24 protein-coding genes are annotated in these 22,839 nt (G+C 67.4%); 5 read left to right on the top strand and 19 right to left on the bottom strand.

The genetic code is table 11. The features are described from left to right. Nucleotides 1-84 precede the first annotated feature (84 nt). From ACPV3N_RS04890 to hisG, 5 genes are all read right to left on the bottom strand, one after another. A complete protein-coding gene (locus ACPV3N_RS04890) occupies nt 85-2,229 on the bottom strand; it encodes a sodium-translocating pyrophosphatase (RefSeq protein WP_440115299.1) in 2,145 nt (714 codons plus the stop codon). 141 nt (nt 2,230-2,370) lie between these two features. Next, entirely contained in the window at nt 2,371-3,234 is an 864-nt protein-coding gene (gene thiL, locus ACPV3N_RS04885; protein WP_440115297.1) for a thiamine-phosphate kinase, read from the bottom strand. Nucleotides 3,235-3,327: 93 nt separating this feature from the next. Next, the gene (nusB, locus tag ACPV3N_RS04880; protein ID WP_440115295.1) at nt 3,328-3,780 is read right to left on the bottom strand and encodes a transcription antitermination factor NusB; all 453 of its coding nucleotides are present in this window, start codon (nt 3,778-3,780) and stop codon (nt 3,328-3,330) included. After that, nucleotides 3,777-5,066: a histidinol dehydrogenase gene (gene hisD / locus ACPV3N_RS04875; protein WP_440115293.1), complete on the bottom strand. Its 1,290-nt coding sequence runs from the start codon at nt 5,064-5,066 to the stop codon at nt 3,777-3,779. Before hisD ends, nusB begins: the two co-directional genes overlap by 4 nt. Continuing rightward, nucleotides 5,063-5,716 (bottom strand): ATP phosphoribosyltransferase, encoded by a 654-nt coding sequence (gene hisG, locus ACPV3N_RS04870; protein WP_440115291.1) that lies wholly within the window; start codon nt 5,714-5,716, stop codon nt 5,063-5,065. Before hisG ends, hisD begins: the two co-directional genes overlap by 4 nt. Before the next feature lie 41 nt (nt 5,717-5,757). Between hisG and ACPV3N_RS04865 the strand changes: the two genes are divergently transcribed. After that, entirely contained in the window at nt 5,758-6,864 is a 1,107-nt protein-coding gene (locus ACPV3N_RS04865; protein WP_440115289.1) for a DUF2332 domain-containing protein, read from the top strand. Between the two features lie 85 nt (nt 6,865-6,949). Here the strand turns inward: ACPV3N_RS04865 and ACPV3N_RS04860 are convergent, their stop codons facing one another. The 5 genes from ACPV3N_RS04860 to ACPV3N_RS04840 all read right to left on the bottom strand — a co-directional run bounded on the left by ACPV3N_RS04860 (nt 6,950) and on the right by ACPV3N_RS04840 (nt 11,070). Continuing rightward, nucleotides 6,950-7,999 (bottom strand): MBL fold metallo-hydrolase, encoded by a 1,050-nt coding sequence (locus ACPV3N_RS04860; protein ID WP_440115287.1) that lies wholly within the window; start codon nt 7,997-7,999, stop codon nt 6,950-6,952. A 203-nt stretch (nt 8,000-8,202) separates the two neighbouring features. Next, nucleotides 8,203-9,096: an alpha/beta fold hydrolase gene (locus ACPV3N_RS04855; RefSeq protein WP_440115285.1), complete on the bottom strand. Its 894-nt coding sequence runs from the start codon at nt 9,094-9,096 to the stop codon at nt 8,203-8,205. A 2-nt stretch (nt 9,097-9,098) separates the two neighbouring features. After that, on the bottom strand, nt 9,099-9,914 hold the full coding sequence (locus ACPV3N_RS04850; protein WP_440115283.1) for an SDR family NAD(P)-dependent oxidoreductase: 816 nt from the start codon (nt 9,912-9,914) through the stop codon (nt 9,099-9,101). After that, a complete protein-coding gene (locus ACPV3N_RS04845; protein WP_440115281.1) occupies nt 9,911-10,795 on the bottom strand; it encodes a pirin family protein in 885 nt (294 codons plus the stop codon). Before ACPV3N_RS04845 ends, ACPV3N_RS04850 begins: the two co-directional genes overlap by 4 nt. Next, complete coding sequence (locus ACPV3N_RS04840) at nt 10,792-11,070, bottom strand: BolA family protein (RefSeq protein WP_440115279.1); 279 nt, start codon at nt 11,068-11,070, stop codon at nt 10,792-10,794. Before ACPV3N_RS04840 ends, ACPV3N_RS04845 begins: the two co-directional genes overlap by 4 nt. A gap of 66 nt (nt 11,071-11,136) precedes the next feature. Between ACPV3N_RS04840 and ACPV3N_RS04835 the strand changes: the two genes are divergently transcribed. Continuing rightward, on the top strand, nt 11,137-11,727 hold the full coding sequence (locus ACPV3N_RS04835; protein ID WP_440115277.1) for a J domain-containing protein: 591 nt from the start codon (nt 11,137-11,139) through the stop codon (nt 11,725-11,727). Here the strand turns inward: ACPV3N_RS04835 and ACPV3N_RS04830 are convergent. The 5 genes from ACPV3N_RS04830 to ACPV3N_RS04810 form a co-directional block, all read right to left on the bottom strand. Further along, nucleotides 11,724-12,350, bottom strand: a complete 627-nt coding sequence (locus tag ACPV3N_RS04830; RefSeq protein WP_440115275.1) for a glutathione S-transferase family protein — start codon at nt 12,348-12,350, stop codon at nt 11,724-11,726. The genes ACPV3N_RS04835 and ACPV3N_RS04830 overlap by 4 nt on opposite strands. 12 nt (nt 12,351-12,362) lie before the next feature. Beyond that, nucleotides 12,363-12,842, bottom strand: a complete 480-nt coding sequence (locus ACPV3N_RS04825) for a VOC family protein (protein WP_440115273.1) — start codon at nt 12,840-12,842, stop codon at nt 12,363-12,365. 38 nt (nt 12,843-12,880) lie between these two features. Then, nucleotides 12,881-13,246: a DUF1428 domain-containing protein gene (locus ACPV3N_RS04820; RefSeq protein ID WP_440115271.1), complete on the bottom strand. Its 366-nt coding sequence runs from the start codon at nt 13,244-13,246 to the stop codon at nt 12,881-12,883. A 118-nt stretch (nt 13,247-13,364) separates the two neighbouring features. Further along, nucleotides 13,365-14,207: an oxygenase MpaB family protein gene (locus ACPV3N_RS04815; RefSeq protein ID WP_440115269.1), complete on the bottom strand. Its 843-nt coding sequence runs from the start codon at nt 14,205-14,207 to the stop codon at nt 13,365-13,367. A 32-nt stretch (nt 14,208-14,239) separates the two neighbouring features. Then, complete coding sequence (locus ACPV3N_RS04810) at nt 14,240-14,809, bottom strand: TetR/AcrR family transcriptional regulator (protein WP_440115267.1); 570 nt, start codon at nt 14,807-14,809, stop codon at nt 14,240-14,242. Nucleotides 14,810-14,945: 136 nt separating this feature from the next. Here ACPV3N_RS04810 and cobS point away from each other — a divergent pair, with 136 nt between their 5' ends. Both cobS and ACPV3N_RS04800 read left to right on the top strand, forming a co-directional pair. Continuing rightward, complete coding sequence (gene cobS, locus ACPV3N_RS04805; protein ID WP_440115265.1) at nt 14,946-15,935, top strand: cobaltochelatase subunit CobS; 990 nt, start codon at nt 14,946-14,948, stop codon at nt 15,933-15,935. Between the two features lie 72 nt (nt 15,936-16,007). Continuing rightward, complete coding sequence (locus ACPV3N_RS04800) at nt 16,008-18,158, top strand: transglycosylase domain-containing protein (RefSeq protein WP_440115263.1); 2,151 nt, start codon at nt 16,008-16,010, stop codon at nt 18,156-18,158. A 3-nt stretch (nt 18,159-18,161) separates the two neighbouring features. Here the strand turns inward: ACPV3N_RS04800 and ACPV3N_RS04795 are convergent, their stop codons facing one another. From ACPV3N_RS04795 to ACPV3N_RS04780, 4 genes are all read right to left on the bottom strand, one after another. Then, nucleotides 18,162-18,569, bottom strand: coding sequence for a PaaI family thioesterase (locus ACPV3N_RS04795; protein ID WP_440115261.1), 408 nt, complete (start codon nt 18,567-18,569; stop codon nt 18,162-18,164). Beyond that, nucleotides 18,566-19,021 carry a PaaI family thioesterase gene (locus ACPV3N_RS04790; RefSeq protein WP_440115259.1) on the bottom strand — a complete coding sequence of 152 codons (456 nt, stop codon included), beginning with the start codon at nt 19,019-19,021 and terminating at the stop codon, nt 18,566-18,568. The genes ACPV3N_RS04795 and ACPV3N_RS04790 overlap by 4 nt, the downstream gene beginning before the upstream one ends. Nucleotides 19,022-19,144: 123 nt before the next feature. After that, complete coding sequence (locus ACPV3N_RS04785; RefSeq protein ID WP_440115257.1) at nt 19,145-19,360, bottom strand: hypothetical protein; 216 nt, start codon at nt 19,358-19,360, stop codon at nt 19,145-19,147. A 289-nt stretch (nt 19,361-19,649) separates the two neighbouring features. Then, a complete protein-coding gene (locus ACPV3N_RS04780; protein ID WP_440115255.1) occupies nt 19,650-21,335 on the bottom strand; it encodes an amidohydrolase in 1,686 nt (561 codons plus the stop codon). Nucleotides 21,336-21,423: 88 nt separating this feature from the next. Here ACPV3N_RS04780 and ACPV3N_RS04775 point away from each other — a divergent pair, with 88 nt between their 5' ends. Beyond that, nucleotides 21,424-22,677 carry a threonine ammonia-lyase gene (locus ACPV3N_RS04775; RefSeq protein WP_440115253.1) on the top strand — a complete coding sequence of 418 codons (1,254 nt, stop codon included), beginning with the start codon at nt 21,424-21,426 and terminating at the stop codon, nt 22,675-22,677. The last annotated feature ends 162 nt before the right edge of the window (nt 22,678-22,839 follow it).

Genomic DNA, 22,839 nt, shown 5'->3' with positions numbered 1-22,839 from the left:
TCAAGTGGCTGGCGGCATGCGAAAAACCCCGCCCGGATCGCTCCGGACGGGGTCTCGATTTTTCGGGTGAACGGGACGCCTTGGTCAGCCGGCACCGCCCGCCGCCAGCGCCGCGAGCAGGAGCAAGGCCACGATGTTGGTGATCTTGATCATCGGGTTTACCGCCGGACCCGCGGTGTCCTTGTAGGGATCGCCCACGGTATCGCCGGTCACCGCGGCCTTGTGGGCCTCGGACCCCTTGCCACCGTGGTTGCCATCCTCGATGTACTTCTTCGCGTTGTCCCACGCGCCGCCGCCAGCGGTCATCGACAAGGCGACGAACAGCCCGCCGACGATGACACCCAGAAGCAATGCCCCCAGAGCCGCGAACCCGTTGGCCTGCCCGGCGATTGCGGTGATCGCGAAGTAGACGACGATCGGCGCCAGCACCGGCAGCATCGAGGGGACGATCATCTCCTTGATCGCCGCCTTGGTGACGAGGTCGACCGTGCGCGCGTAGTTCGGCTTGGATTCGTGCGTCATGATGCCCGGGTTGTTCGCGAACTGGTCGCGCACGTCGATCACGACGTCGCCCGCCGCGCGGCCGACGGCGGTCATGCCCATCGAGCCGAACAGGTAGGGCAGCAACGCGCCGAGCAGGAGGCCGACAATGACGTACGGGTTCTCCAGGCTGAAATCGACGTCGGTGTTGGGGAAGAACTCGCCAAGATCGGTGGTATAGGCGGCGAATAGCACCAGCGCGGCAAGGCCCGCCGATCCGATCGCGTAGCCCTTGGTCACCGCCTTGGTGGTGTTGCCCACCGCGTCGAGCAGGTCGGTCTTTTCGCGCACGCTTTCGTCGAGGCCCGCCATCTCGGCGATGCCACCGGCGTTGTCGGTGACCGGGCCATAAGCGTCGAGTGCCACGACCATGCCCGCGAGCGCCAGCATCGCGGTCGCCGCATAGGCGATGCCGATCAGGCCGGCGAGCTGGAAGGCGATGATGATGCCCGCCACGATCACCAGGGTCGGCAGTGCGGTCGCTTCCATGCTGATGGCGAGACCTTGGATCACGTTGGTGCCGTGACCGGTTTCCGACGACTTGGCGATCGAGCGCACCGGGCGATAGTTGGTGCCGGTGTAGTACTCGGTGATCCAGATGATCAGCCCGGTGATGACGAGACCGAGGAGCGAACACCAGAACAGGTCCCAGCCGGTGAAGCTGACGACCTGTTCGGCGAGGCCCTCCTCGGCGATCGGCTGGCCGGCGGTCACGTCAGCGAGGCTGCGGGTGACGACCGTGTCGATCCCGATCGCGGTATCGATGGCGACCCAGATCAGCGGGACCGACAGGACCGCGGTCACGAGGAAGCCTTTGTACATCGCGCCCATCACGTTCTTCCCGCCGCCGAGACGGACGAAATACGTGCCGATGATCGAGGTCAGGATGCACGCGCCGCCGATCAGCAGCGGCAGGCTCATCATCGGCATCAGCAGGTCGCCGAGGCCTTTCATGAGCAGCGCGGTGAGCACCATCGTGGCGCCCACGGTCACGACATAGGTCTCGAACAGGTCGGCGGCCATCCCGGCGCAGTCGCCGACGTTGTCGCCCACGTTGTCCGCGATAACTGCCGGGTTGCGCGGATCGTCCTCGGGAATGCCGGCCTCGACCTTGCCGACGAGGTCGGCGCCGACGTCGGCAGCCTTGGTGAAGATGCCGCCGCCGAGGCGCGCGAAGATCGAGATCAGCGAGGCGCCAAATGCAAGCGCGACGAGCGCATCGATGACCACACGGTCATTCGCAGCATAGCCCATCGAGGTCGTCAGCACCCAGAAGAACACCGCGATAGCGAGGAGGGCGAGGCCCGCCACCAGCATGCCGGTGATCGCGCCCGCGCGGAAGGCCATCGTCAGGCCGTCCTGCAGGCCGGTCGACGCGGCCTGTGCGGTGCGGACGTTCGAGCGGACCGAGATGTTCATTCCGATGAAGCCCGCGACGCCCGAAAGGATCGCGCCAAGCACGAACCCGCTGGCGGAAACCGCGCCCAGGAACACGAAGACGAGCACGGCGACAACGACGCCGACCATCGCGATCGTCGTGTACTGGCGCTTCAGGTAGGCCTGTGCGCCCTCCTGGATGGCCGCGGCGATTTCCTGCATCTTGTCGCTGCCGGCGCTCGCCCCGAGCACCTGGCGGCTGGTGACGAAGCCGTACACGACGGCCAGCAACCCGAGTATTATCGATATCATTACAAGGTCCACGGAAAGTCCCCTCCTGCTTGACGTGGATGATCGCCGCCTCTCCCGAGCGGCGCGCAGAGGGCCGGAGGTATAAGGCAGCGACTCGGGCTGGCAAGCCACAAAGCGCGCGAATTCCGGGGGAATCCGGCGCTAGTGTTCGAACCCCAGCCGGGAGAGATCGGGTATCTCGCGGTCCACCCACAACGGCGCGTAATCCGGCTCGTTCACCGTCCCGATCCGCCGTGCTGCAAGGGGCAGGTGCAGGTCGGGATCGGCTGTGAACAGAAGCTGGTAATCATCACCCCAGGTCGCGCACTCGCGAATGCGGCCAGGATCGGCGACCGGAAAGGTTTCGCTGCTGAGGTCGAAAGCCACCCCGCTCGCGCGTGCCATCCGGAATGCGTCGAGCAGCAACCCGTCCGACACGTCCATCATGGCACTGACCATCGGGGCGAGCGCCTGGCCTTGGGCGAGAAGCGGACGCGGACGGCGATAGGCGAGGTCGGCCGGGCTGCCGGTGCCGCGTTCGGAAGCAGCCATGCCCAGCATCGCGAGACCCAGCACGCCGGTGACATAAACAGCATCGCCGGGCCGCGCGCCGGATCGCGCGGGAACGGCGTGGTCCGCCCGGCCGATGGCGGTGCAACTCCAGCTGCGCGGGCCCGCACCGCGCACGGTGTCCCCGCCGAGCAACGGGACGGCGTAGGTGGCGAGAACCTCGTGCAGGCCCTCGAGAAAACGCTCGTCCCCGGTTCCGAGACTGTGAGTCAGCAGGATCCCGACCGGGGCCGCGCCTTTCGAGGCCAGGTCTGAAAGGTTCACTGCGACCAGTTTCCATGCGATGTCCGCCGGGTCCTCGTCCGCGCGAACGTGGACTCCTTCGAGAAGGCTGTCTTGCGTGACGACCAGCTTCTCGCCACCGACATCGAGAACCGCGGCATCGTCGTCGAGGCCGCGGGCTGCCGGGTGCGTCGCGATGCGGCGCAGGGCTTCGATGAAAGCAGCTTCGTTCATGCGCCCCTGTCACCCCGTAAGCATGCCGGGGCAAGGGCTGTTTCGCCGATCGAGGTTACGCCAACCCGCGCGGGACAGGTCCCAGCCTCGGGTTCAGGTGCGAACGGTCTTCGCTACCGCGTCGAGCACGCCGTTGACGAACTTGGCCTCACGATCATCGAAGAAAGCCTTGGCCACGTCGACCCATTCGCTGATCGCGGCGGCGACCGGCACGTCCGCGCGGGCGAGCAGCTCGTAGGCGCCGCCCCGCAGGATCTGGAGCATCGTCTTGTCGAGCCGCGCAAGCGTCCACCCCTCGGCCAGCTTGCGGGCGACCAGCTCGTCGATCTCGTCCATTCGCGCCAGTGTCCCCTTCACGAGGTCGTCGAAGAAATCGACCTCGGCCTCTGCGAACTCGTCGTCGTCGACGGTCATGCCGAGCCGGTGCTGGTGAAACTCGTCGAGCAGGCGCGCGGCGCCGGTGCCTTCCATCTGGTGCTGGTACAGTGCCTGCACGGCGGCAAGTCGCGCGGCGGAGCGGGCCTGGGAGCGGGGATTGCTGTTCATTTCAGTCTCAGTTCGATCGATCGGGCGTGCGCTTCGAGGCCCTCGGCGTGCGCCAGCGCGGCGGCCGCGGGGCCGATTTCGGCCAGGGCATCGGCGCCGACCTCGATGAAGCTCGTGCGCTTCATGAAATCGAGCACCGACAGTCCGCTGGAGAACCGCGCGCGGCGACCGGTGGGGAGGACGTGGTTGGGGCCCGCGACATAGTCGCCGACCGCCTCGGGCGCCATGCGGCCGATGAACAGGCTGCCGACGTGGCGGATTCTCTCGACGAACGGCTCAGGGTCCGCGACGGCAAGCTCGACGTGTTCCGCTGCGAGCGCGTTGGCGAGAGGGATCGCCTGCTCGAGGCCGTCCACCACGATGATCACTCCGTGGTCGTCCCAGCTTGCCCGGGCGACCTTGCGGGTCCTGAGCATCGCGCACTGGACGTCGACCCGATCCTCGACCTGCCCGGCGAACCCGGCGTCGTCGGTGATCAGGATCGACTGCGCGTCGGGATCGTGCTCTGCCTGGCTAAGGAGGTCGGCGGCGATCCAGTCGGGGTCGTTCTGACCGTCCGCGATGACGAGGATCTCGCTGGGGCCGGCGACCATGTCGATCCCGACCACCCCGTACAGCTGGCGCTTGGCCTCGGCGACCCAGGCATTGCCCGGGCCGGTGACGACGTCGACGCGGCCGATCCGTTCGGTGCCATAGGCGAGCGCGGCAATCGCCTGCGCGCCGCCCACCCGCCAGACCTCGTCGACCCCCGCGACGTGCGCAGCGGCGAGCACGAGCGGATTGGTCCGGCCGCCGGGGGTGGGCGTGACGACGGCAAGCCGCTCCACGCCCGCGACTTTGGCAGGGATAGCATTCATCAGGAGCGAGGACGGGTAGGCTGCGCGCCCGCCGGGAACGTAGAGCCCCGCGGCATCGACAGGGCGCCACCGCGCGCCAAGCCGAACCCCGCTGTCGTCGATCTCGTCACGGTCGGCGGGAAGCTGCTTTTCGTGATAGGCGCGAATGCGGTCCGCAGCGAGCGACAGTGCGTCGCGCAGTTCGGTCCCGAGATCCTCAAACGCGGCCTTGCAATCCGCCAGTTCGATCCGCCAGTCGCCATCCGCGGTCAGCTGGTGGTCGTCGAACCGGTGGGTGTATTCGCTGAGCGCGGCGTCGCCCATCGTCTTCACCCTGGCAAGGATCGCCGCGACGTCGCCGGCGATGTTGCCGCCGCTCTCGCGCCGGTCGTCGACGATCCGGCGGAACGCCTTCTCGAACCCGGGATCGGAGGCGCGCAGGAACTTCATGCCGCGATCTCCCGGAACCGGTCGACCAGAGCAGCGACCCGCGGATCGGTCTTCAGGGCGGCGCGGTTCACGATCAGCCGGGCGGTGATCTCCATGATCCTGGAGGTTTCGACAAGGCCGTTGTCCTTGAGCGTCCGTCCACTTGAAACGAGGTCGACGATCCGACCCGCAAGGCCAAGCTCGGGCGCGATCTCCATCGCCCCGTTCAGCTTCACGCACTCGGCCTGCACGCCGAGCGCCGCGAAATGGCGGCGGGTGAGGGCGGGATACTTGGTCGCCACCCGCACGTGCGTGCTGCCGTCGATCGAGGCTGCGCCGGCGGCGGGCTCGGCCACAGACAGGCGGCAATGGCCGATGCCGAGGTCGACCGGGGCGTAGAGGTCCGAATAGTCGAACTCCTCGATCACGTCCGCGCCGACGATCCCGGCCTGCGCGGCACCGTGCGCGACGAACGTGGCGACGTCGAACGCGCGGACCCGGATCACGCGGTAGCCGCCTCCATCGCAGGCGAAGGCGAGGCGGCGGTCGCCCTTGTCGTGGAAGCCCGCTTCGGGCACGACGCCCGCGCGCGCCATCAGCGGCAACGCCTCGTCGAGGATCCGTCCCTTGGGCACGGCGAAGGTGAGCGGCAGGCTGGAGGTTTCTGGCACGGCGCGGCGCACTTAGGGTGCAGGCGGCAAAAGGGCAACGCATGATGGCTGAAGGCGGGCCGAAGTACGAAGCGGTCGACATCGATCTCAAGGGCGAGGGCGCCGTCGGGCGCGCGTTCGAGAACCAGGTCGCCTACTGCCGCGCCGCGAACGCGCCGATTACCGCGCGCGTGGTTGCCGCGGTCGACAAGCTGCTCGACAGCGACGAGCCGGGCGCGCTGCTCGACCGTATCCGCAAGTGGCAGGGCGCTCCGCTCGCCGACGCGCTGCCGCTGCGTATCGCGGGCGGCATTCACGCCCTCTGGCTCTCGGGCGCACAGCCCGAACTCGGCTCGATCTACCGCGATCCCAACCCGACCCGGGAGGCGCACGACGACGTGGACCTCGTCCGCGACGCGATCCGGGCGCACGAGGCGCCGCTCATGGCGTGGCTCGCCAGCCCGCCGCAGACCAACGAGGCAGGGCGCTCGGCCAATTTCATGGCGGCAATGCTGTGGCTGGCGGACAAGGGACTGCCGCCGCTCTTCGAATGCCTGGAAATCGGCTCGTCGGCAGGCATCAACCTGATGATGGACCGATATGCCTACGACCTCGGCGGCACGCGCGCGGGGGCCGACCGCCCGGTGATGACCTTCGCGCCCGAATGGAAGGGGGCTCCGCCGCCGCAGGCCAATATCGCGATCGTCAGCCTGAAGGGCTGCGACGTCGCCCCGGTGGACCTCACCGACCCGGCACAGGCGCTGCGATTGAAGGCCTATATCTGGCCCGAGCACACCGTCCGCTTCGACCGCATGGAGGCCGCGATCGCCGCCGCGAAGGACCAGGCGCCCGACATCGTGCGAATGGATGCGGCCGCGTTCGTCGAGGCGGAACTGGCGAAGTCTCAGGCCGCGGACACGACGCGCGTCCTGATGCACTCGATCGTCTGGCAATACGTACCCAAGGACCAGCAGGCCCGGGTGACCGCGGCGATGGAGGCGGCGGGAGAGCGGGCGACCCGGGACCGTCCGCTGGCGTGGATCGCGGTCGAGGCCGACCGGACCGTCCACCGCCACGCGCTGAAGGTTCGCTACTGGCCCGGCGGCGAGGACGAGACACTGCTCGCCTGGTCGCACCCGCACGGCGCGGACATCGAGTGGTTGGGGTGAAATTGGCGGGTCAGGCGGGCTAAGTTGTCAAAACCGGACTGTCGGCAGCCGACCTCAAAGACGACATACATCAGTGGCGCGCGCACTACGTGGCGCCAAACACCAACTCGTTGCCAACAAATGGGCGGATCACCTTGCCCGGCATTCGGCGAAGCGCTTCGGCTATAAAGACCTCGCCGGTGCAATGCATCGGAACTATGTAAGTGGGGTCGATCTCGAGGAACTCGGCCACCGTCCGCCGCGCTTCATCCTCAGTCCTGGGCCGGACAAGATGGAACCCGCCCACAACCGCGTGAACCTTGCTAATCCCCGAGACTGCCTGAGCCTGGCGGACCGAGTTAAGCACCCCCCGATGGCTGCATGACGCGATAACGACCAGGCCGAGACCCTTCACAGCGTAACAAGTAGCGAGCTCATGTTCTCCATCGTCGGCGAGTTCAGGTGCGCTGCGTTTGTCTTGAGAAATCCCCGAAAGCTCGCAACCGACGCCCGGACGCATGCGTGTCGGGATCGCCGCACGCTCGAAACCCCGCAACGGGATGACGCCAGTCGTGAAGGCGTGTCCCGCAACCGTCCGCGGCTCGGGTGCGATTTGTGTCATCAACCCTGCCTCAGCGAGCTCTGCGCGGTCCAGAGTGCCCATTAGCGGCGGGGGGTTGCCGATTATCGCCACTCGCTCGCAGAACGTTTCCTCACCGCCAACGAAGAGCGGCAGCTTCTGCCCTGCGTCAGCTTTGGTTCCGAACAGTCCCGCGAAGCCGCCATAATGATCGAGATGGCCGTGGCTGAGCACGGCCGCGTCTATACTCGCCGGGTCGATGCTTAGAAGCTCGATATTGTTAGCCAGCACTTCCGAGCTGTAGCCGAAGTCGACCAACACTTGCCGCATCTCGGTGCCGCGTCTCGACTTGGCCAGGATGGACAGACCGAACTCAGCCATGAGAGACTTGCGCGACATGCGCGCTCCACGGCCTGCTCCGGTTCGCTTGACAACCAGACCGGGTAAGGCTTCGTCTGCCAAGAACGGGCCAAAGGTTGCAGCGTCGACGACAACTTGCAGCGTCAATTCATCGACGGTGGTGATGGCTGTCCGACGATCTGCACCCGAGGCAGAGGCAGTGAGCGCGACCGCCATTCCGGCACCTGTGGCTTTCAGAAATACTCGTCGATTTAGGTCACCGGCTTCGAGAGATTGCATTGTATTGTCCCTCCATGCCTCGGCATATCACGCTTGCGGCAGAACACTCTCCTGCAAAGCTTCATCGTCAGCTTGCCACCCCAAAGCGGCCGTCCGCGCCGCGACCCCGCGACCTCAGAACCAGACGCTCTCGACCCTCGTCAGCCTTCCGTCCGCTCGAGAAACGCGTCGAGCGCTTCACTGACCGCGTCCGGCGCCTCCCAGGTCACGAAATGCCCGCTGCCGGGCACCTCGACCAGCGTGAGGTTGTCGACCACCGCATCCAGACCTTCGATGTTCTCGGGCGGCAGGGCGAGGTCGTCCATTCCCCACAGCACGAGGGTGGGGATGGTGAGGTTCGGCAGCGCGGGCGGGGTCCAGCCTTCGGGCAGCGCGTAGGGCGCGTCAAGCGGCGGGACGTCGATCGGGCTCGCGCGGTACCAGTTGAGCATGGCGAACGCGGCGTCGCGGTCCTGCCAGTCCTTCAGCAGTTGCGCGCGTTCATCGGGTTCCATCGTGTCGCCGCTGTCCCAGCGGATCTCCTGCGCGAGAATGCCGAAGAGGCCCTGCTCTCGCACGAGGTCATCGTTTGCGGTGTCGCGGAAGCCTCTCATGTACTGGCTCGAAGTGCGCTGGTGCTCGTTGAGGTAGAGCAGCTTCTGGAAGATCGCCGGATGCGGCGCGTTGGCGATCACGGCGCGGGTGACGCGGCCGTTCAGCTGACCTGCGATCGCGGTGCCCCAGGCGATCGCGCCGCCCCAGTCGTGGCCGAGGATCGTAAACCGCTCGATTTCGAGCGCGTCGGCCAGCTGAAACACGTCGCCGATCAGCTTGTCGGGGGTATAGTCGGACGCCGCGGGCGGTTTCGAGCTGCCGCGATAGCCGCGCTGGTCGGGCGCGACGCAGCGGAACCTGTCCTTGAGGTGCGCGACCTGGTGGCGCCAGGTGCGGTGGCTTTCGGGAAAGCCGTGGAGGAAGATCAGCGCGGGCGCGCCTTTCGGTCCCTCGTCGACGCAGCCGAGCTCGATCCCGCTCGCCAGCTTCACCCGCTTCATCGTCACCCCTCCTTCAGCCGCTCCATGTAGCCGCGCGCCACCATCGCCTCGACCTGGTCGAGCAGCCAGCCAGGGGCGAGCCGCGCTTCACCCATCGCAAGTTCGGCGCCCTCGGCGATCAGGATTTCGCGCTGGCCGTCGGCAATGGCATCGAGCATCCGTGCGGCCGCTTCGTCCGGGTCGAGGCCCTCGTCGATCGCCTTGTCGCTCTTGCCGCGCGCGCTGCCGTCCGCGGTCAGGGCATTGCGGCTGACGTCGGTGCGGATCGAGCCGGGGAAAATCGTGTGTACCGAAACCCCGCTCTGCGACAGCTCCGCCCGCAGCGCTTCGGCATAACCGGCGAGGCCGAACTTGGCGGCGGAATAGGCGGTGCGCATAGGCACGCCGACCTTGCCGGCGATCGAGGAGACGAACGCGAGCGCCCCGTTTCCGCGCTCGCTCATCGGGCCGATGAGGCCTTGCGCGAAGGCGATCTGCGCGACGAGGTCCACTTCGATGATCTCGCGGTAGACCTGCATCCCGGTCTCGACCGCCGCCGAGCGCTGCGAAATGCCGGCATTGGCGACGGCGAGGTCGACGCCGCCCTTCCACGCGATCGCCTGAGCGGTCGCACCTGCCAGCGCGGCCTCGTCGCGCACGTCGAAGGGGAGGACGAGCGTCTCGCCGCCACCGATGGCGTCAGCGACGGCCTGCAGCCGCGCGGTGTCGCGGCCCGAGAGGACGACGTGCCCGCCGCGTGCCGCCCATTGCCGGGCGAGGGCCGCGCCGATCCCGCTCGATGCGCCAGTGATCCAGGCGACTTTTCCTTGGGGGTTCATGGGTAGCTCACCGTCTTGGGGACTTCGGGGAGGGGGATGAATTCCTCGCTGTCGCCGGGGACGAGCGGGAACCTGCCGGCGCGCCAGTCTTCCTTCGCCGCGTTGATCCGCTCGCGGCTGGAGCTGACGAAGTTCCACCAGACATGACGACCGGTCGCGAACGCCTCGCCGCCGAGCAACATCGCCCGTCCGCCGCGCTCCGACGCCAGCCGCATCGACGCTCCGGGAGCGAGCACGGTCAGCGCGAAGGGTTCGAGCGCGGTGCCTTCGATCGAGGCCTCGCCGCCGACGAGCATGACAGCGCGCTCGTCCGCCTGCGCGTCGATCGGCAGCGCGCCGCCCGGTTCGAGCACGATCTCGGCATAGATGGTCGCCGCGTGCGTGGTGGTCGGGGCGCGCTGGCCCCACAATTCGCCCATGATGACGACTGCCCGCGCGCCGCCGTCCTCGACCATGGGGAGATCGGTCTGCGCCTCGAACGCGGGATCGATCTCTTCCCTCCCGTCGGGTAGTGCGAGCCAGGTCTGCATCCCGTAGAGCCGCGGCCCGCCTGCACGCTCGGCCTGCGGCGAGCGTTCCGAGTGCACGATCCCCCGACCCGCGGTCATCAGGTTGACCTGTCCGGGGCGGATCGTGGCGAACGTGCCCAGGCTGTCGCGGTGATCGATCGCGCCCTCGAACAGCCAGGTGACCGTGGCGAGGTTGATGTGCGGGTGCGGCCGAACGTCCATGCCGCCGCCAGCGTCGAGCTGCGCAGGCCCGAACTCGTCGACGAAGATGAACGGCCCCACCATCGTGCGGCCCCTGCTTGGTAGCACCCGGCGGACCTTGAACTGGCCCAGATCATGGGTGACGGGCTGGATCGTCTCGACCACGCTCATGCGGCGTCGCCCGGGGCGAAGGCGCGGATGGCGAGCGCATGGATCCGCTGCCCGGGAATGTCGCCCAGTGCCGCATTGACCATCCGCTGGCGTTCGAGCCGCGACTTGCCGGCGAACGCGGCGCTTTCGATGACGACGGTGAAGTGCGATTCGCCGCTGCCGTCGTCGCCAGCATGGCCGCGATGCTTCGCACTGTCGTTGATTACCTGGAGGCGGCTAGGGGCGAAAGCGCCTTCCAGCAGCGCCTCCATCTCGTTTTGCAAGGGACCGGCCATGGCCCGAAGTCTTGGGAGCAATGCGGCGGGTTGTCCATGCCTGTCCGGGTGCCTACCTCGGTCCGGATGCGGCCAACACGTTTTCACGGGCGACACGAAGAATCGATCCAGCAATGCCAGGCGCCCGGTTGCGGCGAGCCGGGCCAGTTCCGCGCGCCCGGACCGCGTTCGGCCGGCTTCGACGGACCCGGTGAAAGTCTGTGGTTCTGCCTCGACCATGTGCGCGAATTCAACGCTGCCTACGACTGGTTTGAAGGGATGAGCGCCGAGGAGATCCTCGAGGCGCAGCACCCCGCCGCGGGATGGGCGAATTCGAGCACCCGGCGCGCTTTCCGCGCTGACGGGGGCGGCGGCGGTATGCCGCGCTGGGCCGATTTCGAAGACCCGCTCGACGCGATCGGTGCCCGCGCCTCGGACTTGCGCCGCCGCGCGCAGGGGCGGGCACAGGCCGCCCGCTTCACCCGTGCGGAGCAGGACGCGCTTGCCCTGATGGAGCTGCCATCGGACATCGACCGCGCTCAGTTGCGTCGCCGCTATTCGGAGCTCGTGCGGCTCTATCATCCCGACCGGAACGGCGGGGACCGCAGCCACGAAGTGCGGCTGACGCGGGTGGTCGAGGCGTACCAGTTGCTCAGGAAGAGCGTTGCGCTGGCCTAGGGTTTCGCCTGCGCCTTCGCGATCAGTTCATCGTCTATCGCGCGTGCGGCCTGGCGCGCCTCGCGCGCGTCGAGTCGCTCGGCATAGGAAGCGAGGGCCGATCGCCGCGGCAGTGATCCGAACGCGATGCCCCAGCCGACCTGGCTGCCGACATAGACATCGGCCATGGTGAACCGCTCGCCGCAAACGAATGCGTGCGCCTTCAGCCAGTCGTCGAGAGCGTCGACCGTCCGTTCAAAGCTGCCGAAACCGACCATTCCCTCGCGTTCCGCGGGGACCTCCCAGCTCATCGCCCTTGCCACGATAGCCTGCTCGAGGGGGGCGGCGGCGAAGACCAGCCACCGGAAATAGTCCGCCTTCTCGTGATCGCGCGGCAGCAGGTCGGGCGCCGACATCTCCGCAAGATAGTGGCAGATCGCGGCCGCCTCGGTCACGACGTGGTCGTGGCCGCCATGATGGTGGACCAGCGTGGGCACCTTGCCCATCGGGTTGACGCGGACCAGCGCGGACTTGTCGTGCCAGTCGACCAGTACCTGCTCATAATCCGCGCCTGCCTCGTGCAACGCCCAGCGGGCGATCTGTCCCCGGCTCATCGGGTTGGTATAGAACGTGTAGTCGGTCATCCGTCGCCCCCCTCAGTCCCCCTGCCGGGCGGCGTCGATCCTCGCCACATCGATCCTCGCCATGTCCATCATCGCGGAAAAGGCGCGCGCGGCCTCGTCCCCTCCGGCAGCAAAAGCATCGAGCAGCGTGCGCGGGGTGATCTGCCAGTTGAATCCCCATTTGTCCTTGCACCAGCCACAGGCGCTTTCCTGACCGCCGGCTCCAACGATCGCGTCCCAGTAGCGGTCCGTTTCCTGCTGGTCCTCGGTCACCACCATGAAGCTGACGCTTTCGTTGGGCTTGAACATGTCGCCCCCGTTGAGGCCCGAGAACGCGCGGCCCAGCACGGTGAATTCGACCGTCAGCGGGTCTCCCTGGCGCCCGCCGGGAAAGTCGGTCGGGGCGCGGAAGACGCGACCTACCGAACTGTCCGGAAACGTATCGGCATAGAAGCGCGCCGCGTCCTCGGCGTCGCCGTCGAACCACAGCACGGTCGTCAGCCGGTCGGCCATTTCGATCTCCTCGTCCGAGTTGCAACGCGGCCAGCGCGTCAGGAAGCGGCGTTATCGACGATCACCTCGAACCCGCCGAACACCATGCGCCTGCCGTCAAAGGGCATATCCGAACCATCCCCCCATTCCTTCATGCGTTCGTCCGCCATCATCTTCTCGTGCGCGGAGTCTGCGGTCTGCCGGTCGGGCCAGGTCATCCAGCTGAAGACGACCTTCTCTCCTTCCTCGAGTGCGACCGCGCGGCGGAAGTCGGTGACCTGGCCGTCCTTCACGTCGGTCTCCCATGCCTCGACGTGGCCCAGGCAGCCATAGTCGCGCGCGATCGGCCAGAACTTCTCGGCCACCTCGCGATAGGCGTCCTTCTGGTCGGCGGGAACGGGAACGATGAAACCTTGCACATACATGGGCGGACCTTCCCGGTAAAAAGCGGGGTCGCCGCGGCGACTCCCTTGCGAAGCCTGCGGACAGAGTGCGGCAGATTCCGGTCCGCGGCAAGGTTCGGGCCGGACGAAACCTTTCCGGTCAGCGCTGGCGAAAGGCCCACCGCAGGCCTTCCGACATCGTGCGGGTGGCAAGGCGGGCGGGAAGGGCGGCTCGGCCGGGCCGCTCGAGCCGAAGCATGGTTCGGGCATAGGGCGGCAAGAGATCGACCGCTGCAACGCCAAGAGCGCGCTGCACCGCTATCGGGGTCCCCCGCGGCCGCTGGTCGAGGACAAGGCGTGCGACTTCCCGCGCTGCCTCGCTCGTCGCCAGATCAGCGCGAAGCTCGTCTATCAGGCGCGCGGCCTCGCCCTGTGTCTCGGGCACCGGGTCTGCGCCAAGCGCGCGTGCGACGATCGCGAACTGCCGGAAATACTCGTCCCGATCGGCAGCGGGCATGTCCGGCCGGACATAGGCGAGATAGGCGCCAAGAAAGCTCGTCGCTTCCGCCACGTGGACCCAGGCGAGCGTGCGCGGGTTCGTCGCGGCATAGGGGACACCGCCCGGCAGCAAGCCGGCAACTTGCGCGTGTATCCGGTTGACCCGCTCGATCGCCGCCATGGCTTCGTCGCGGTGGGCGAACGTCGTCTGCGCAATGAATCGCGCCGTGCGCCGAAGGCGGCCGTGCATGTCGGCGCGAAAATCCGAGTGGTCGAGGACGCCTTGCAAGGCATGGGGATGAAGCATCTGCAGGAGCAGCGAGCGGATGCCGCCGACCATCATCGAGACCACGCCCGAATGCACCATCCGGATCGGGGAATCGCGCTCGAACAGGGCCTCGTCGCTGACCTCGACCGGGCGCTGGCCGGACGCGACATCGTTGAATACCCCGCGCACCTTGCCGACGAGGCGGCGCCGGACGAGTTCGAGAGGGGACCGCGGCATCGCTCGCTTCCTAGCGCAACGCCGCGTCGACGTCAGTAGGCGGACATCCGCCGGTCGAGCGTCGCGAGGGCGCGGTCGAACGCGGCAATTTCGCGGCTTGCACGCGCAGCGATCTCGGCGCCCTCGATCTGGGCGAGAACCGACCGCGCTTCCTCGTCGATATCGCCAGCGACGACGATCGTGCGGTCGCGCCTGCCCGCCTGGAGCGCGTGGGCGATGTGCCGGGCGAGCGTTTGCCGCGCGTCGACGAGCGCGGCGCGTGCCGCGCCGTCGATGACCGCCGGGTCGGCCGACATCGCCGTCACCAGGTCGACCGCCTCGCCGTCCCGGCACGAGTGGCGGCGAGCCTGGATCAGGCCGCGCAGGAGCGCGCAGCCCCGCCGTCTATCGTCCTGCAGCGCTTCGAATTCCCGGCGAAGGCGTTTCGCACGGCGTTGGATCAGCGCGCGACCGAAGTCCGCCTTGGTGGAAAAGTGGTGGTGGATCGAAGCCTTGCGGATCCCGGCACGGTCCGCGAGCGCGCCGTAACTGAATCCGCCAAATCCCTGAAAGCAGACGAGTTCCTCGCCGATATCGAGCAGCTCGTCGCGTGAGGTTTTCATGGTTCTACCTGATAGTAGGTTTTTTTCCACAGGGTCAAGCGGGTTCCCTACCTTGAGGTAGGCATGGCAACTTCGGCCACTGCAAGCGGAAATACCGTTGCGACCCCGCGTGCGCGCGTATAGGCCGCCCGGCACGATGAACGACATGACCGACGCCCTCGATACCGCCAAGCGGACAGTCCTTGCCGCTCCCGACACCACAGTCAGCGCGCGGGACGTTTTCGGGGTCGACGTGGACTGGCAGGTGCCGGCCTTTTCCAAGGCCGATCCGCGGGTGCCCGACATCGACGAAAGCTACGTGTTCGACCCGGACACGACGATCGCGATCCTTGCCGGCTTCGCGTTCGACCGTCGGGTGATGGTGCAAGGGTACCACGGCACCGGCAAGTCGACCCACATCGAGCAGGTCGCCGCGCGGCTCAACTGGCCGTGCATCCGGATCAACCTCGATGCGCACATCAGCCGCATCGATCTCGTCGGGCGCGACGCGATCGTCCTGCGCGACGGGTTGCAGGTCACCGAGTTTCGCGAAGGGCTGCTGCCGTGGGCGCTCCAGCACCCGGTCGCGCTCGTGTTCGACGAATACGACGCCGGACGACCCGACGTGATGTTCGTGATCCAGCGCGTGCTCGAGCAGCAGGGCAAACTGACCCTGCTCGACCAGAACCGCGTAATCCGCCCCGACCCGCACTTCCGCCTGTTCGCGACCGCGAACACCGTGGGTCTTGGCGATACCAGCGGTCTCTATCACGGCACCCAGGCGATCAACCAGGGCCAGATGGACCGCTGGTCCATGGTCGTCGCGCTCAACTACCTGCCGGCCGAAACCGAACAGGAGATCGTCAGGTCCAAGGCTCCCGAAGCCGACCCGAAGGTCGTGGCCGACATGGTCAAGGTTGCCGATCTGACCCGACAGGGGTTCATCGGCGGCGATATCTCGACCGTGATGAGCCCTCGCACGGTCATCACCTGGGCGCAGAACGCCGCGATCTTTGGCGATGTGGGCTTTGCCTTCCGCCTGACCTTCCTCAACAAGTGCGACGAGGCCGAGCGGGTGCTGGTGGCCGAATACTACCAGCGGGTATTCGGCGTCGACCTGCCCGAGAGCGTGGTCGGCCGGAACTGAGCGGCCCGGCCCGGATTGCCTGCAGGAACGGCGGCCTGTTCATCGCTGTGTTGACCTGCTAATACAGCTGAGATGGCGTTGCGCGACCTCTGGGGACGATCCCGAACCGGCGACGAATCCGCTCCCCGCGGGGGATATTTCGCGCTGCACGAGGCTTATGGCGGGGCGCCACCGGTGGCCGAACGGTTCGAGGACTGGGACCGCCGGCTCGGCGATGCGGAACCCGCGCCACGATCGACTTGGTTCGGGCGTCGCAAGCGCTGGTGGATCGTCCGCGGATTTGCCGCGCTGATCGGCCTGTTCATCCTGCTGGTTGCATGGCTGGCGGTGACCGCGCCGCTCTCCAAGTCGCTCGAACCGATTGCTCCCCCGCAGCTGACGCTGCTTGCCAGCGACGGGACGCCCATCGCCCGGAACGGGGCGGTGATCGACGAGCCCGTCGCGGTCGACAAGCTACCCGATCACGTCGTCGAGGCGTTTCTCGCGATCGAGGACCGCCGGTTCTACGACCATTGGGGGATCGATCCGCGCGGTATCGCACGCGCGCTGTTCACCGGGGTGGGCGGAGGGTCGACGATCACCCAGCAGCTCGCCAAGTTCACCTTCCTCACGCCCGAGCAGACCCTTACCCGCAAGGCGCGCGAAATGCTCATCGCGTTCTGGCTCGAGGCATGGCTGTCCAAGGACGAGATCCTCGCCCGGTACCTGTCGAACGCCTATTTCGGCGATAACGTCTATGGGCTGCGCGCTGCCAGCCTTCATTATTTCTACCGGCAGCCTGAACGGCTGAAGCCCGAGCAGGCCGCGATGCTGGCAGGGCTCGTCCAGGCGCCGTCGCGGCTGGCCCCGACCCGGCACTACGATCGCGCGGTCAAGCGCATGGATCTGGTAAAGAGCGCGATGGTTGCTGCGGGCTACCTCACCCCGGCTGAGGCGGAGGCGATGCGTCCCCCCGGACTGGACGTGCGGCCCGCTCCGAGCCTGCCGACCGGAACCTACTTCGCGGACTGGGCGCTTCCCGAGGGCCGCCGGCTGGCCGAGGCGGGGTACGGTGGGCAGACGCTGACCACGACGCTCGATTCCCGTCTGCAGGCCATCGCCCGGCGAGTGACGTCGCGGGTGCCGGGCAAGGCGCAGGTCGCGCTCGTGGCAATGCGTCCCAACGGCGAGGTCGTCGCGATGATCGGTGGCAAGGACTATGCCGAGTCGCCGTTCAACCGCGCGACCCAGGCCCGGCGCCAACCGGGTTCGACCTTCAAGCTGTTCGTCTGGCTTGCCGCTTTGCGCGAAGGGATGGACCCGCAGGATCGAATCGACAACCGGCCCTTCGAGACAGGCTCGTACCGGCCGAAGAACGCCGGTGGCCGGTATTCCGACAGCATTACGCTCGAGGACGCGTTCGCTCGGTCGAGCAATGTTGCGGCGGTTCGCCTGCTGCAGACCGTCGGCAGCGAAAAGGTCATCGCCACCGCGCGCGATCTGGGGGTGACGTCCCCTCTCGCGCAGGGTGACCCAAGCCTGGCGCTGGGCACGTCGACGATGACTTTGCTCGAATTGACCGCCGCCTATGCGGGGGTTGCCGCGAACGAGTTTCCCATCCGGCCACGGGCTTTCGCCGAGCCGGAGAAGGGCTGGCTGGCACGAGCGTGGGACTGGACGCGGCATGAAAGGTTGTCCGGCCGGACCCACGCGCAGATCGAGCAGCTGCTTCGCGCCGCGATTAACCGGGGCACGGGGCGGGCGGCGGTCCTCTCGGTCCCGAACTACGGGAAGACCGGCACGAGCCAGGAATACCGCGACGCGCTCTTCGTCGGATACGCTGGCGACCTCGTCGTCGGAGTGTGGATCGGGAACGACGACAACAGCCCGCTTGGCGGGATCAGCGGGGGCAGCCTGCCGGCGCGGATCTGGCGCGACTTCATGGTCCAGGCGCTGGGTCGTGGGGCCAGCCGGCCTGCGCCCGCCCCGGACGTGCAGGACGATCCAGGCGGTCCGGTCGAGCCGATGGACGTGCCGGACCCGGCGCTGCTGCCCGAGGCGCAATTCCCGCTCGACGAGCGCGGCTCGCGCGTCCGGATTGGCGGGGAGGGTGTGACCGTCTCGACCGACGTCGATGGCGTCCCGATCGACATGCGGTTCGGCCGCGACGGGGTGCGTATCGAACCGGGAGCGCAGCCGGCCCGTCCGCCGCAGGAGGCCCAGCCCGCCTCGCCGCCGCCCTAGTCGTCAGCCTGCGGAACCAGGCTCGACCATCAGGACGTTCATCACGGCAGTTGCGATCGGGCGGCAAGGATCGTCCTGCCACGCCTCTACCGAAAGGTTGGCGTTTCGCCGGCCCAGGCGGACGATCCGGCCGCGCGCATGACTTCCCCGGGGGCGGCCCGCCGACAGGTACTGGACCGTGACGTTGATGGGCTTGAGCAATGGCGCACGGCCACGGGCCGCAAGCGCGCTCCTCAGCGCCGCATATCCGGCGGTTTCCAGCAATCCTGCGATCGCCCCGCCGTGCCATGCGCCCGGCCGTCCCTCGAGCTCGTGGGCAAAGGGAAGCGAAAGCAGAGGGGGAACGCCGGGCTCCGTTTCGGCCACGGTCACGCCCAGAGATCGCGCGTAGGCGGTGAGGTATGCGGTCATGCGGGCATCATCGACCGAGCCGGATCGAGCATCATGAACACGCCGGTCGCCTCCGCCACCAGATCGAGCGGGTCCCCGTCGTGCGCCTGCCCCCTGATGAACGCGGCGGTGCGCGTGCGCCGGTAGCAGGTCACGCGCGCACGAACCGGCGCGCGGTCGCGGCTCGGCCGCAGGTAATCGACCCTGAGGTCGAGTGTCGCGATCGGGCGGAATTCGCCCGAGGCGACCCAGATCGCCATGCCCGCGGCCATGTCGAACAGACTTATTATAGGGCCCGAGGCAAGGACCGGCCGACCCTCGTCGCCCACGAGGTCGGCGCGCCACGGCAACTCGAGTTCGCACCAGTCGGCGCCATGCGAATTGTAGCGCAGGCCCAGCCAGCCTGGATGCGCCCGTGCCAGTGCCCGTTCGACGAACGCGCCGACATCGAATTGAACCGGTGCTGTGTCCACTGAGCATCCCGTGGCGCGAATGGGAGAGCTGCGCAATCCCGCTCGATCCCGGTATGACCATCCTTCCGACCAAAAAAAACGGGGCCCTAAGGCCCCGTTCTCGTTCTAACGACTGGCAGCAGCTTACGGGCTGACCGGATCGTCGTCGTTGCCGGCGGCGATGATGACCGCGGCGATGATCGCGGCAAACGCCAGGATCGCGAGAATCCAGGTCGAGCCACCCATCTCGCTGGCTTCGTCAGCCGGAGCGGCGACCCGCTGGGGCGCAGCCTGGGCGACCATGGGCGCTGCAGTGAGCGAAAGAGCAGCCGCTGCGGCGGCAAGCTTGCGGAACGTCATATTATATTCTCCTCGAAGATCGGCATTCTTCAATCTCTTCCCCGCCGCCCTAAGCCAACCAAAGTTAGGAGGCAACCCGGTTTTTCGGCGGAAATCAGCAAAACTTAAGGCGAGTGATCCCCATAAACCAAAACGCCTGCCTTTCGGCAGATGCACGCGCCGGGGCCGCTTGCCCCAGCCCCCCACCAACGCGTTGCCCGGTGAGAGGTTCCGGCGCCCGACGAACGAATTTATCCAAACGTATCAGCAACTAGGGGGGCGACTTGCAACGCCAAGGGTTAAGATCCGGTTAGCGCCCCGCCGAATGCGCGGGCGCAGCGCGAGGAGCCTCGTAAACCCGTTCGCCGCCAACCCAGGTCTGGAGCACCCGCGTAGCACGCAGGTCTTCGGGAGAAACCAGCAGGGGATCGCGGTCAAGTACGACGAAATCGGCCCGGAGGCCCGGCTTGAGTTCGCCGAACCGTCCTTCGCCGAACCCCGCCCACGCGCCGCTTGCCGTGTACGCTGCCAGCGCGGTTTCCCGACTCATCGCTTCGGCGGGGAACCAGCCCCCGAACGGCTGCCCGTCCGGCCCGGTCCTGCTGATCGCGGCTGCCAGGCTTGCGAACGGGTCCGACGATTCGACCGGAGCGTCGGTCCCGAATGCCAGCGGGGCGCCCCCCGCCGCGATGCTTCGCCAGGCGTAGGCACCCGCCAGCCGGTCAGGCCCGAGCCGCGCTTCGGCCATCAGCCGGTCCGACGTCTGGTGTACCGGTTGCATGGAGGCGATCACGCCCAACTTGCCGAAACGGGAAATGTCCACCGGATCGACGACCTGCGCGTGCTCTATCCGCCAACGGCGGTCGCCCGTATAGGTTGGCGCCAGTTCCTCGATCGCGTCGAGCACCTCGGCATTCGCCCGGTCTCCGATCGCGTGCGCGGCAACCTGGAACTTGTCGAGTGCGGCCCGGCTCATGAAGTTGCGCAGTTGTGCGCCGTTGACCAGCGGCAGTCCGGTGTTCTTCGGATCGTCGGCATAAGGAGCCTTGAGCCACGCCCCGCGCGAGCCGAGCGCACCGTCGACATAGAGCTTGACCCCGTTGAGCCGCAGCCTGTCGTCGTAGAGCCACGGGGTAGGCCCGGGCCCGCCGATGAGTTCCATGTTTTCGACCCCGGCGGCGTAGGCCATCAGGCGCACCTGCAACCAGCCTGCATCGCCGGCGCGCCGCATCGCCTGCCACGCTTCTATCGTCGTGCCCATGTCGGCGGCGGCGGTGACGCCGTTGGCGATCAGGATTTCCTGTGCCTTGGCAAGGGCCAGGTCCCAGTCGTCGGGGCGCGGCGCGGGGACCGCCTTCGCCACGAGGTCGGCGGCGTTGTCGACGAAGACGCCCGCCGGCGCGCGCGAACCGGGCACGCGCTCGATCCGCCCGCCAGCCGGGTCGGCGGTCGCCGAATCGATGCCCGCCGCCTTCAGGGCCAGTGTGTTCGCCCACTGCGCGTGGCCGTCCACTCTTTCGAGCAGGACGGGCCGGTCGCTTACCGCCGCGTCGAGTTCGGTCGCGGTGGGAAAGCGGCCGAGACCCCAGGTCTCCTGGTTCCATCCCCGGCCGACGATCCATTTCCGTTCGGGATACTCGGCCGCATAAGCGCGGATCGCGGCCTGCGCCTCGGCCAGCGATTTCGTCTTCGACAGGTCCAGCGTGAGCGCGCCGAAGCCGATTCCCATGATGTGGGCGTGCGAATCGACAAGCCCCGGAATCACCACCGCACCCTTGCCGTCGACCGCAAAGTCGGTGCGCTGCGGACGCTTGTCCTTGCGCTGCAAAAGCTCCTTCACGCGGCCGTCGTCGTCGATCCAGATGCCGGTGAAGCGGGTGACCTTGCCTGTCCGGTCGACCGATATGCCGTCGACGTTGTCTACCAGGGTGTCCGCGGCCGCGGGCGCGGCCAGCGAAAGGGCCGCGAGCGATAGGAGGAGTGAGCGTGTCATCATGCAGAACGGTTAGGCAAATTCGCCCGTGAAGCAAATGCACAACGCGCGTGTTTCCCCGCTGCGTCATTTGCCCTAGGGCACGCTCGAGATGACCCGAGCGACCACCCTGATCGAGCCCGCGAGCGCGGCTCTGCCGCTGACGATCGACGACGTGCGCGCCGCGGCCCGCCGGATACACGGCGCGGTCGTGCGCACCCCGACGCTGCGGTCGATCACTCTCTCGCAGATCGCCGGCGCCGATATCTGGCTCAAGTTCGAGAATCAGCAGTTCACAGCCGCCTACAAAGAGCGCGGAGCGCTCAACGCGCTGCTCCAGTTGACCGACGAACAGCACAGTCGCGGCGTGATCGCGGCGTCGGCGGGCAACCATTCGCAGGGATTGAGCTATCACGGAACGCGGCTCGGCGTGCCGGTGACGATCGTGATGCCGCGCACCACCCCGTCTGTGAAGATCATGCAGACCGAGAGCGTCGGCGGCAACGTGGTGCTCGAGGGCGAAACGTTCGACGAGGCCTACGCCCACGCGCGCCTGCTCGGGAAGGAGCGCGACCTTACTTTTGTGCATCCGTTCGACGATCCGCACGTTGCCGCAGGCGCTGGCACGGTTGCGCTCGAGATGCTCGAGGATGCGCCCGACATCGACTGCCTGGTCGTGCCGATCGGCGGCGGCGGGCTCATTTCCGGCGTCTCGACGGTCGCGAAGGCGCACGAGCCGCCAATCGAAGTGGTTGGCGTGGAAGCAGCGCTCTACCCTTCGATGTACGGCCGGATCAGCGGGCGCCCCGTGAAATGCGGCGGCGACACGCTTGCCGAAGGCATCGCGGTCAAGGACCCGGGCGAATTCACCGCCAGCGTGATCGCCGAGAGGGTCGACGATATCCTGCTGGTCGAGGAGGAGGCGCTCGAGCGCGCGGTCAGCCTTCTGTTGCAGATCGAGAAGACCGTGGTCGAGGGGGCGGGGGCCGCCGGGCTTGCCGCGGTTCTGGCTCATCCCGAACGTTTCCGCGGCCGCAAGCTCGGCCTCGTGCTGTGCGGAGGCAACATCGATACCCGCCTGCTCGCAAATGTCCTGTTGCGCGATCTTGCCCGTTCGGGCCGGCTGGCACGGCTCAGGATCACGCTGCAGGACCGCCCCGGCGCGCTGTACAAGGTGATGCGCGAATTCGACGCGCACTCGGTCAACATCATCGAGATCTATCACCAGCGCATCTTCACCACCCTGCCGGCCAAGGGCCTCATAACCGACATCGAGTGCGAGGCCCGCGACCGGGAGCAGATCGACGCGCTGGTCGCCGCCCTGCGCGACAAGGGCTATTCGGTGAGCCAGGTGGAACTCAACTGACAACCGGGCCGGGCGGTTGGCAACCTTGCCGCAACTGTGCAAACTAGGTTTCCGTTAACCGTGATAGATGGTTAAAGGTGTTTTACCGCCGCCTTCGAGCGGGCATAGGTTACACCGAGCTTGGCCGCACCCCCGCGGCGCCGAGAGAGAGGACCAGCGCAA

Origin of the sequence: Tsuneonella sediminis (genome assembly GCF_051912845.1) — a bacterium.
Classification (GTDB): domain Bacteria; phylum Pseudomonadota; class Alphaproteobacteria; order Sphingomonadales; family Sphingomonadaceae; genus Tsuneonella; species Tsuneonella sediminis.
This window is presented reverse-complemented; position numbering and strand designations above follow the sequence as displayed.

Excerpts from the sequence above, each read along its gene's own strand:
- ACPV3N_RS04865 (WP_440115289.1), top strand. The coding sequence starts at position 5,758 with ATGATGGCTGAAGGCGGGCCGAAGTACGAAGCGGTCGACATCGATCTC.
- ACPV3N_RS04835 (WP_440115277.1), top strand. The coding sequence starts at position 11,137 with ATGCGGCCAACACGTTTTCACGGGCGACACGAAGAATCGATCCAGCAA.
- ACPV3N_RS04830 (WP_440115275.1), bottom strand. The coding sequence starts at position 12,350 with ATGACCGACTACACGTTCTATACCAACCCGATGAGCCGGGGACAGATC.
- ACPV3N_RS04890 (WP_440115299.1), bottom strand. The coding sequence starts at position 2,229 with ATGATATCGATAATACTCGGGTTGCTGGCCGTCGTGTACGGCTTCGTC.
- ACPV3N_RS04785 (WP_440115257.1), bottom strand. The coding sequence starts at position 19,360 with ATGACGTTCCGCAAGCTTGCCGCCGCAGCGGCTGCTCTTTCGCTCACT.
- ACPV3N_RS04775 (WP_440115253.1), top strand. The coding sequence starts at position 21,424 with ATGACCCGAGCGACCACCCTGATCGAGCCCGCGAGCGCGGCTCTGCCG.
- nusB (WP_440115295.1), bottom strand. The coding sequence starts at position 3,780 with ATGAACAGCAATCCCCGCTCCCAGGCCCGCTCCGCCGCGCGACTTGCC.
- cobS (WP_440115265.1), top strand. The coding sequence starts at position 14,946 with ATGAACGACATGACCGACGCCCTCGATACCGCCAAGCGGACAGTCCTT.
- ACPV3N_RS04845 (WP_440115281.1), bottom strand. The coding sequence starts at position 10,795 with ATGAGCGTGGTCGAGACGATCCAGCCCGTCACCCATGATCTGGGCCAG.
- ACPV3N_RS04850 (WP_440115283.1), bottom strand. The coding sequence starts at position 9,914 with ATGAACCCCCAAGGAAAAGTCGCCTGGATCACTGGCGCATCGAGCGGG.
- ACPV3N_RS04825 (WP_440115273.1), bottom strand. The coding sequence starts at position 12,842 with ATGGCCGACCGGCTGACGACCGTGCTGTGGTTCGACGGCGACGCCGAG.
- thiL (WP_440115297.1), bottom strand. The coding sequence starts at position 3,234 with ATGAACGAAGCTGCTTTCATCGAAGCCCTGCGCCGCATCGCGACGCAC.
- ACPV3N_RS04855 (WP_440115285.1), bottom strand. The coding sequence starts at position 9,096 with ATGAAGCGGGTGAAGCTGGCGAGCGGGATCGAGCTCGGCTGCGTCGAC.
- ACPV3N_RS04810 (WP_440115267.1), bottom strand. The coding sequence starts at position 14,809 with ATGAAAACCTCACGCGACGAGCTGCTCGATATCGGCGAGGAACTCGTC.
- ACPV3N_RS04840 (WP_440115279.1), bottom strand. The coding sequence starts at position 11,070 with ATGGCCGGTCCCTTGCAAAACGAGATGGAGGCGCTGCTGGAAGGCGCT.
- ACPV3N_RS04820 (WP_440115271.1), bottom strand. The coding sequence starts at position 13,246 with ATGTATGTGCAAGGTTTCATCGTTCCCGTTCCCGCCGACCAGAAGGAC.
- ACPV3N_RS04795 (WP_440115261.1), bottom strand. The coding sequence starts at position 18,569 with ATGACCGCATACCTCACCGCCTACGCGCGATCTCTGGGCGTGACCGTG.
- ACPV3N_RS04780 (WP_440115255.1), bottom strand. The coding sequence starts at position 21,335 with ATGATGACACGCTCACTCCTCCTATCGCTCGCGGCCCTTTCGCTGGCC.
- ACPV3N_RS04800 (WP_440115263.1), top strand. The coding sequence starts at position 16,008 with ATGGCGTTGCGCGACCTCTGGGGACGATCCCGAACCGGCGACGAATCC.
- ACPV3N_RS04860 (WP_440115287.1), bottom strand. The coding sequence starts at position 7,999 with ATGGCGGTCGCGCTCACTGCCTCTGCCTCGGGTGCAGATCGTCGGACA.
- hisD (WP_440115293.1), bottom strand. The coding sequence starts at position 5,066 with ATGAAGTTCCTGCGCGCCTCCGATCCCGGGTTCGAGAAGGCGTTCCGC.
- ACPV3N_RS04815 (WP_440115269.1), bottom strand. The coding sequence starts at position 14,207 with ATGCCGCGGTCCCCTCTCGAACTCGTCCGGCGCCGCCTCGTCGGCAAG.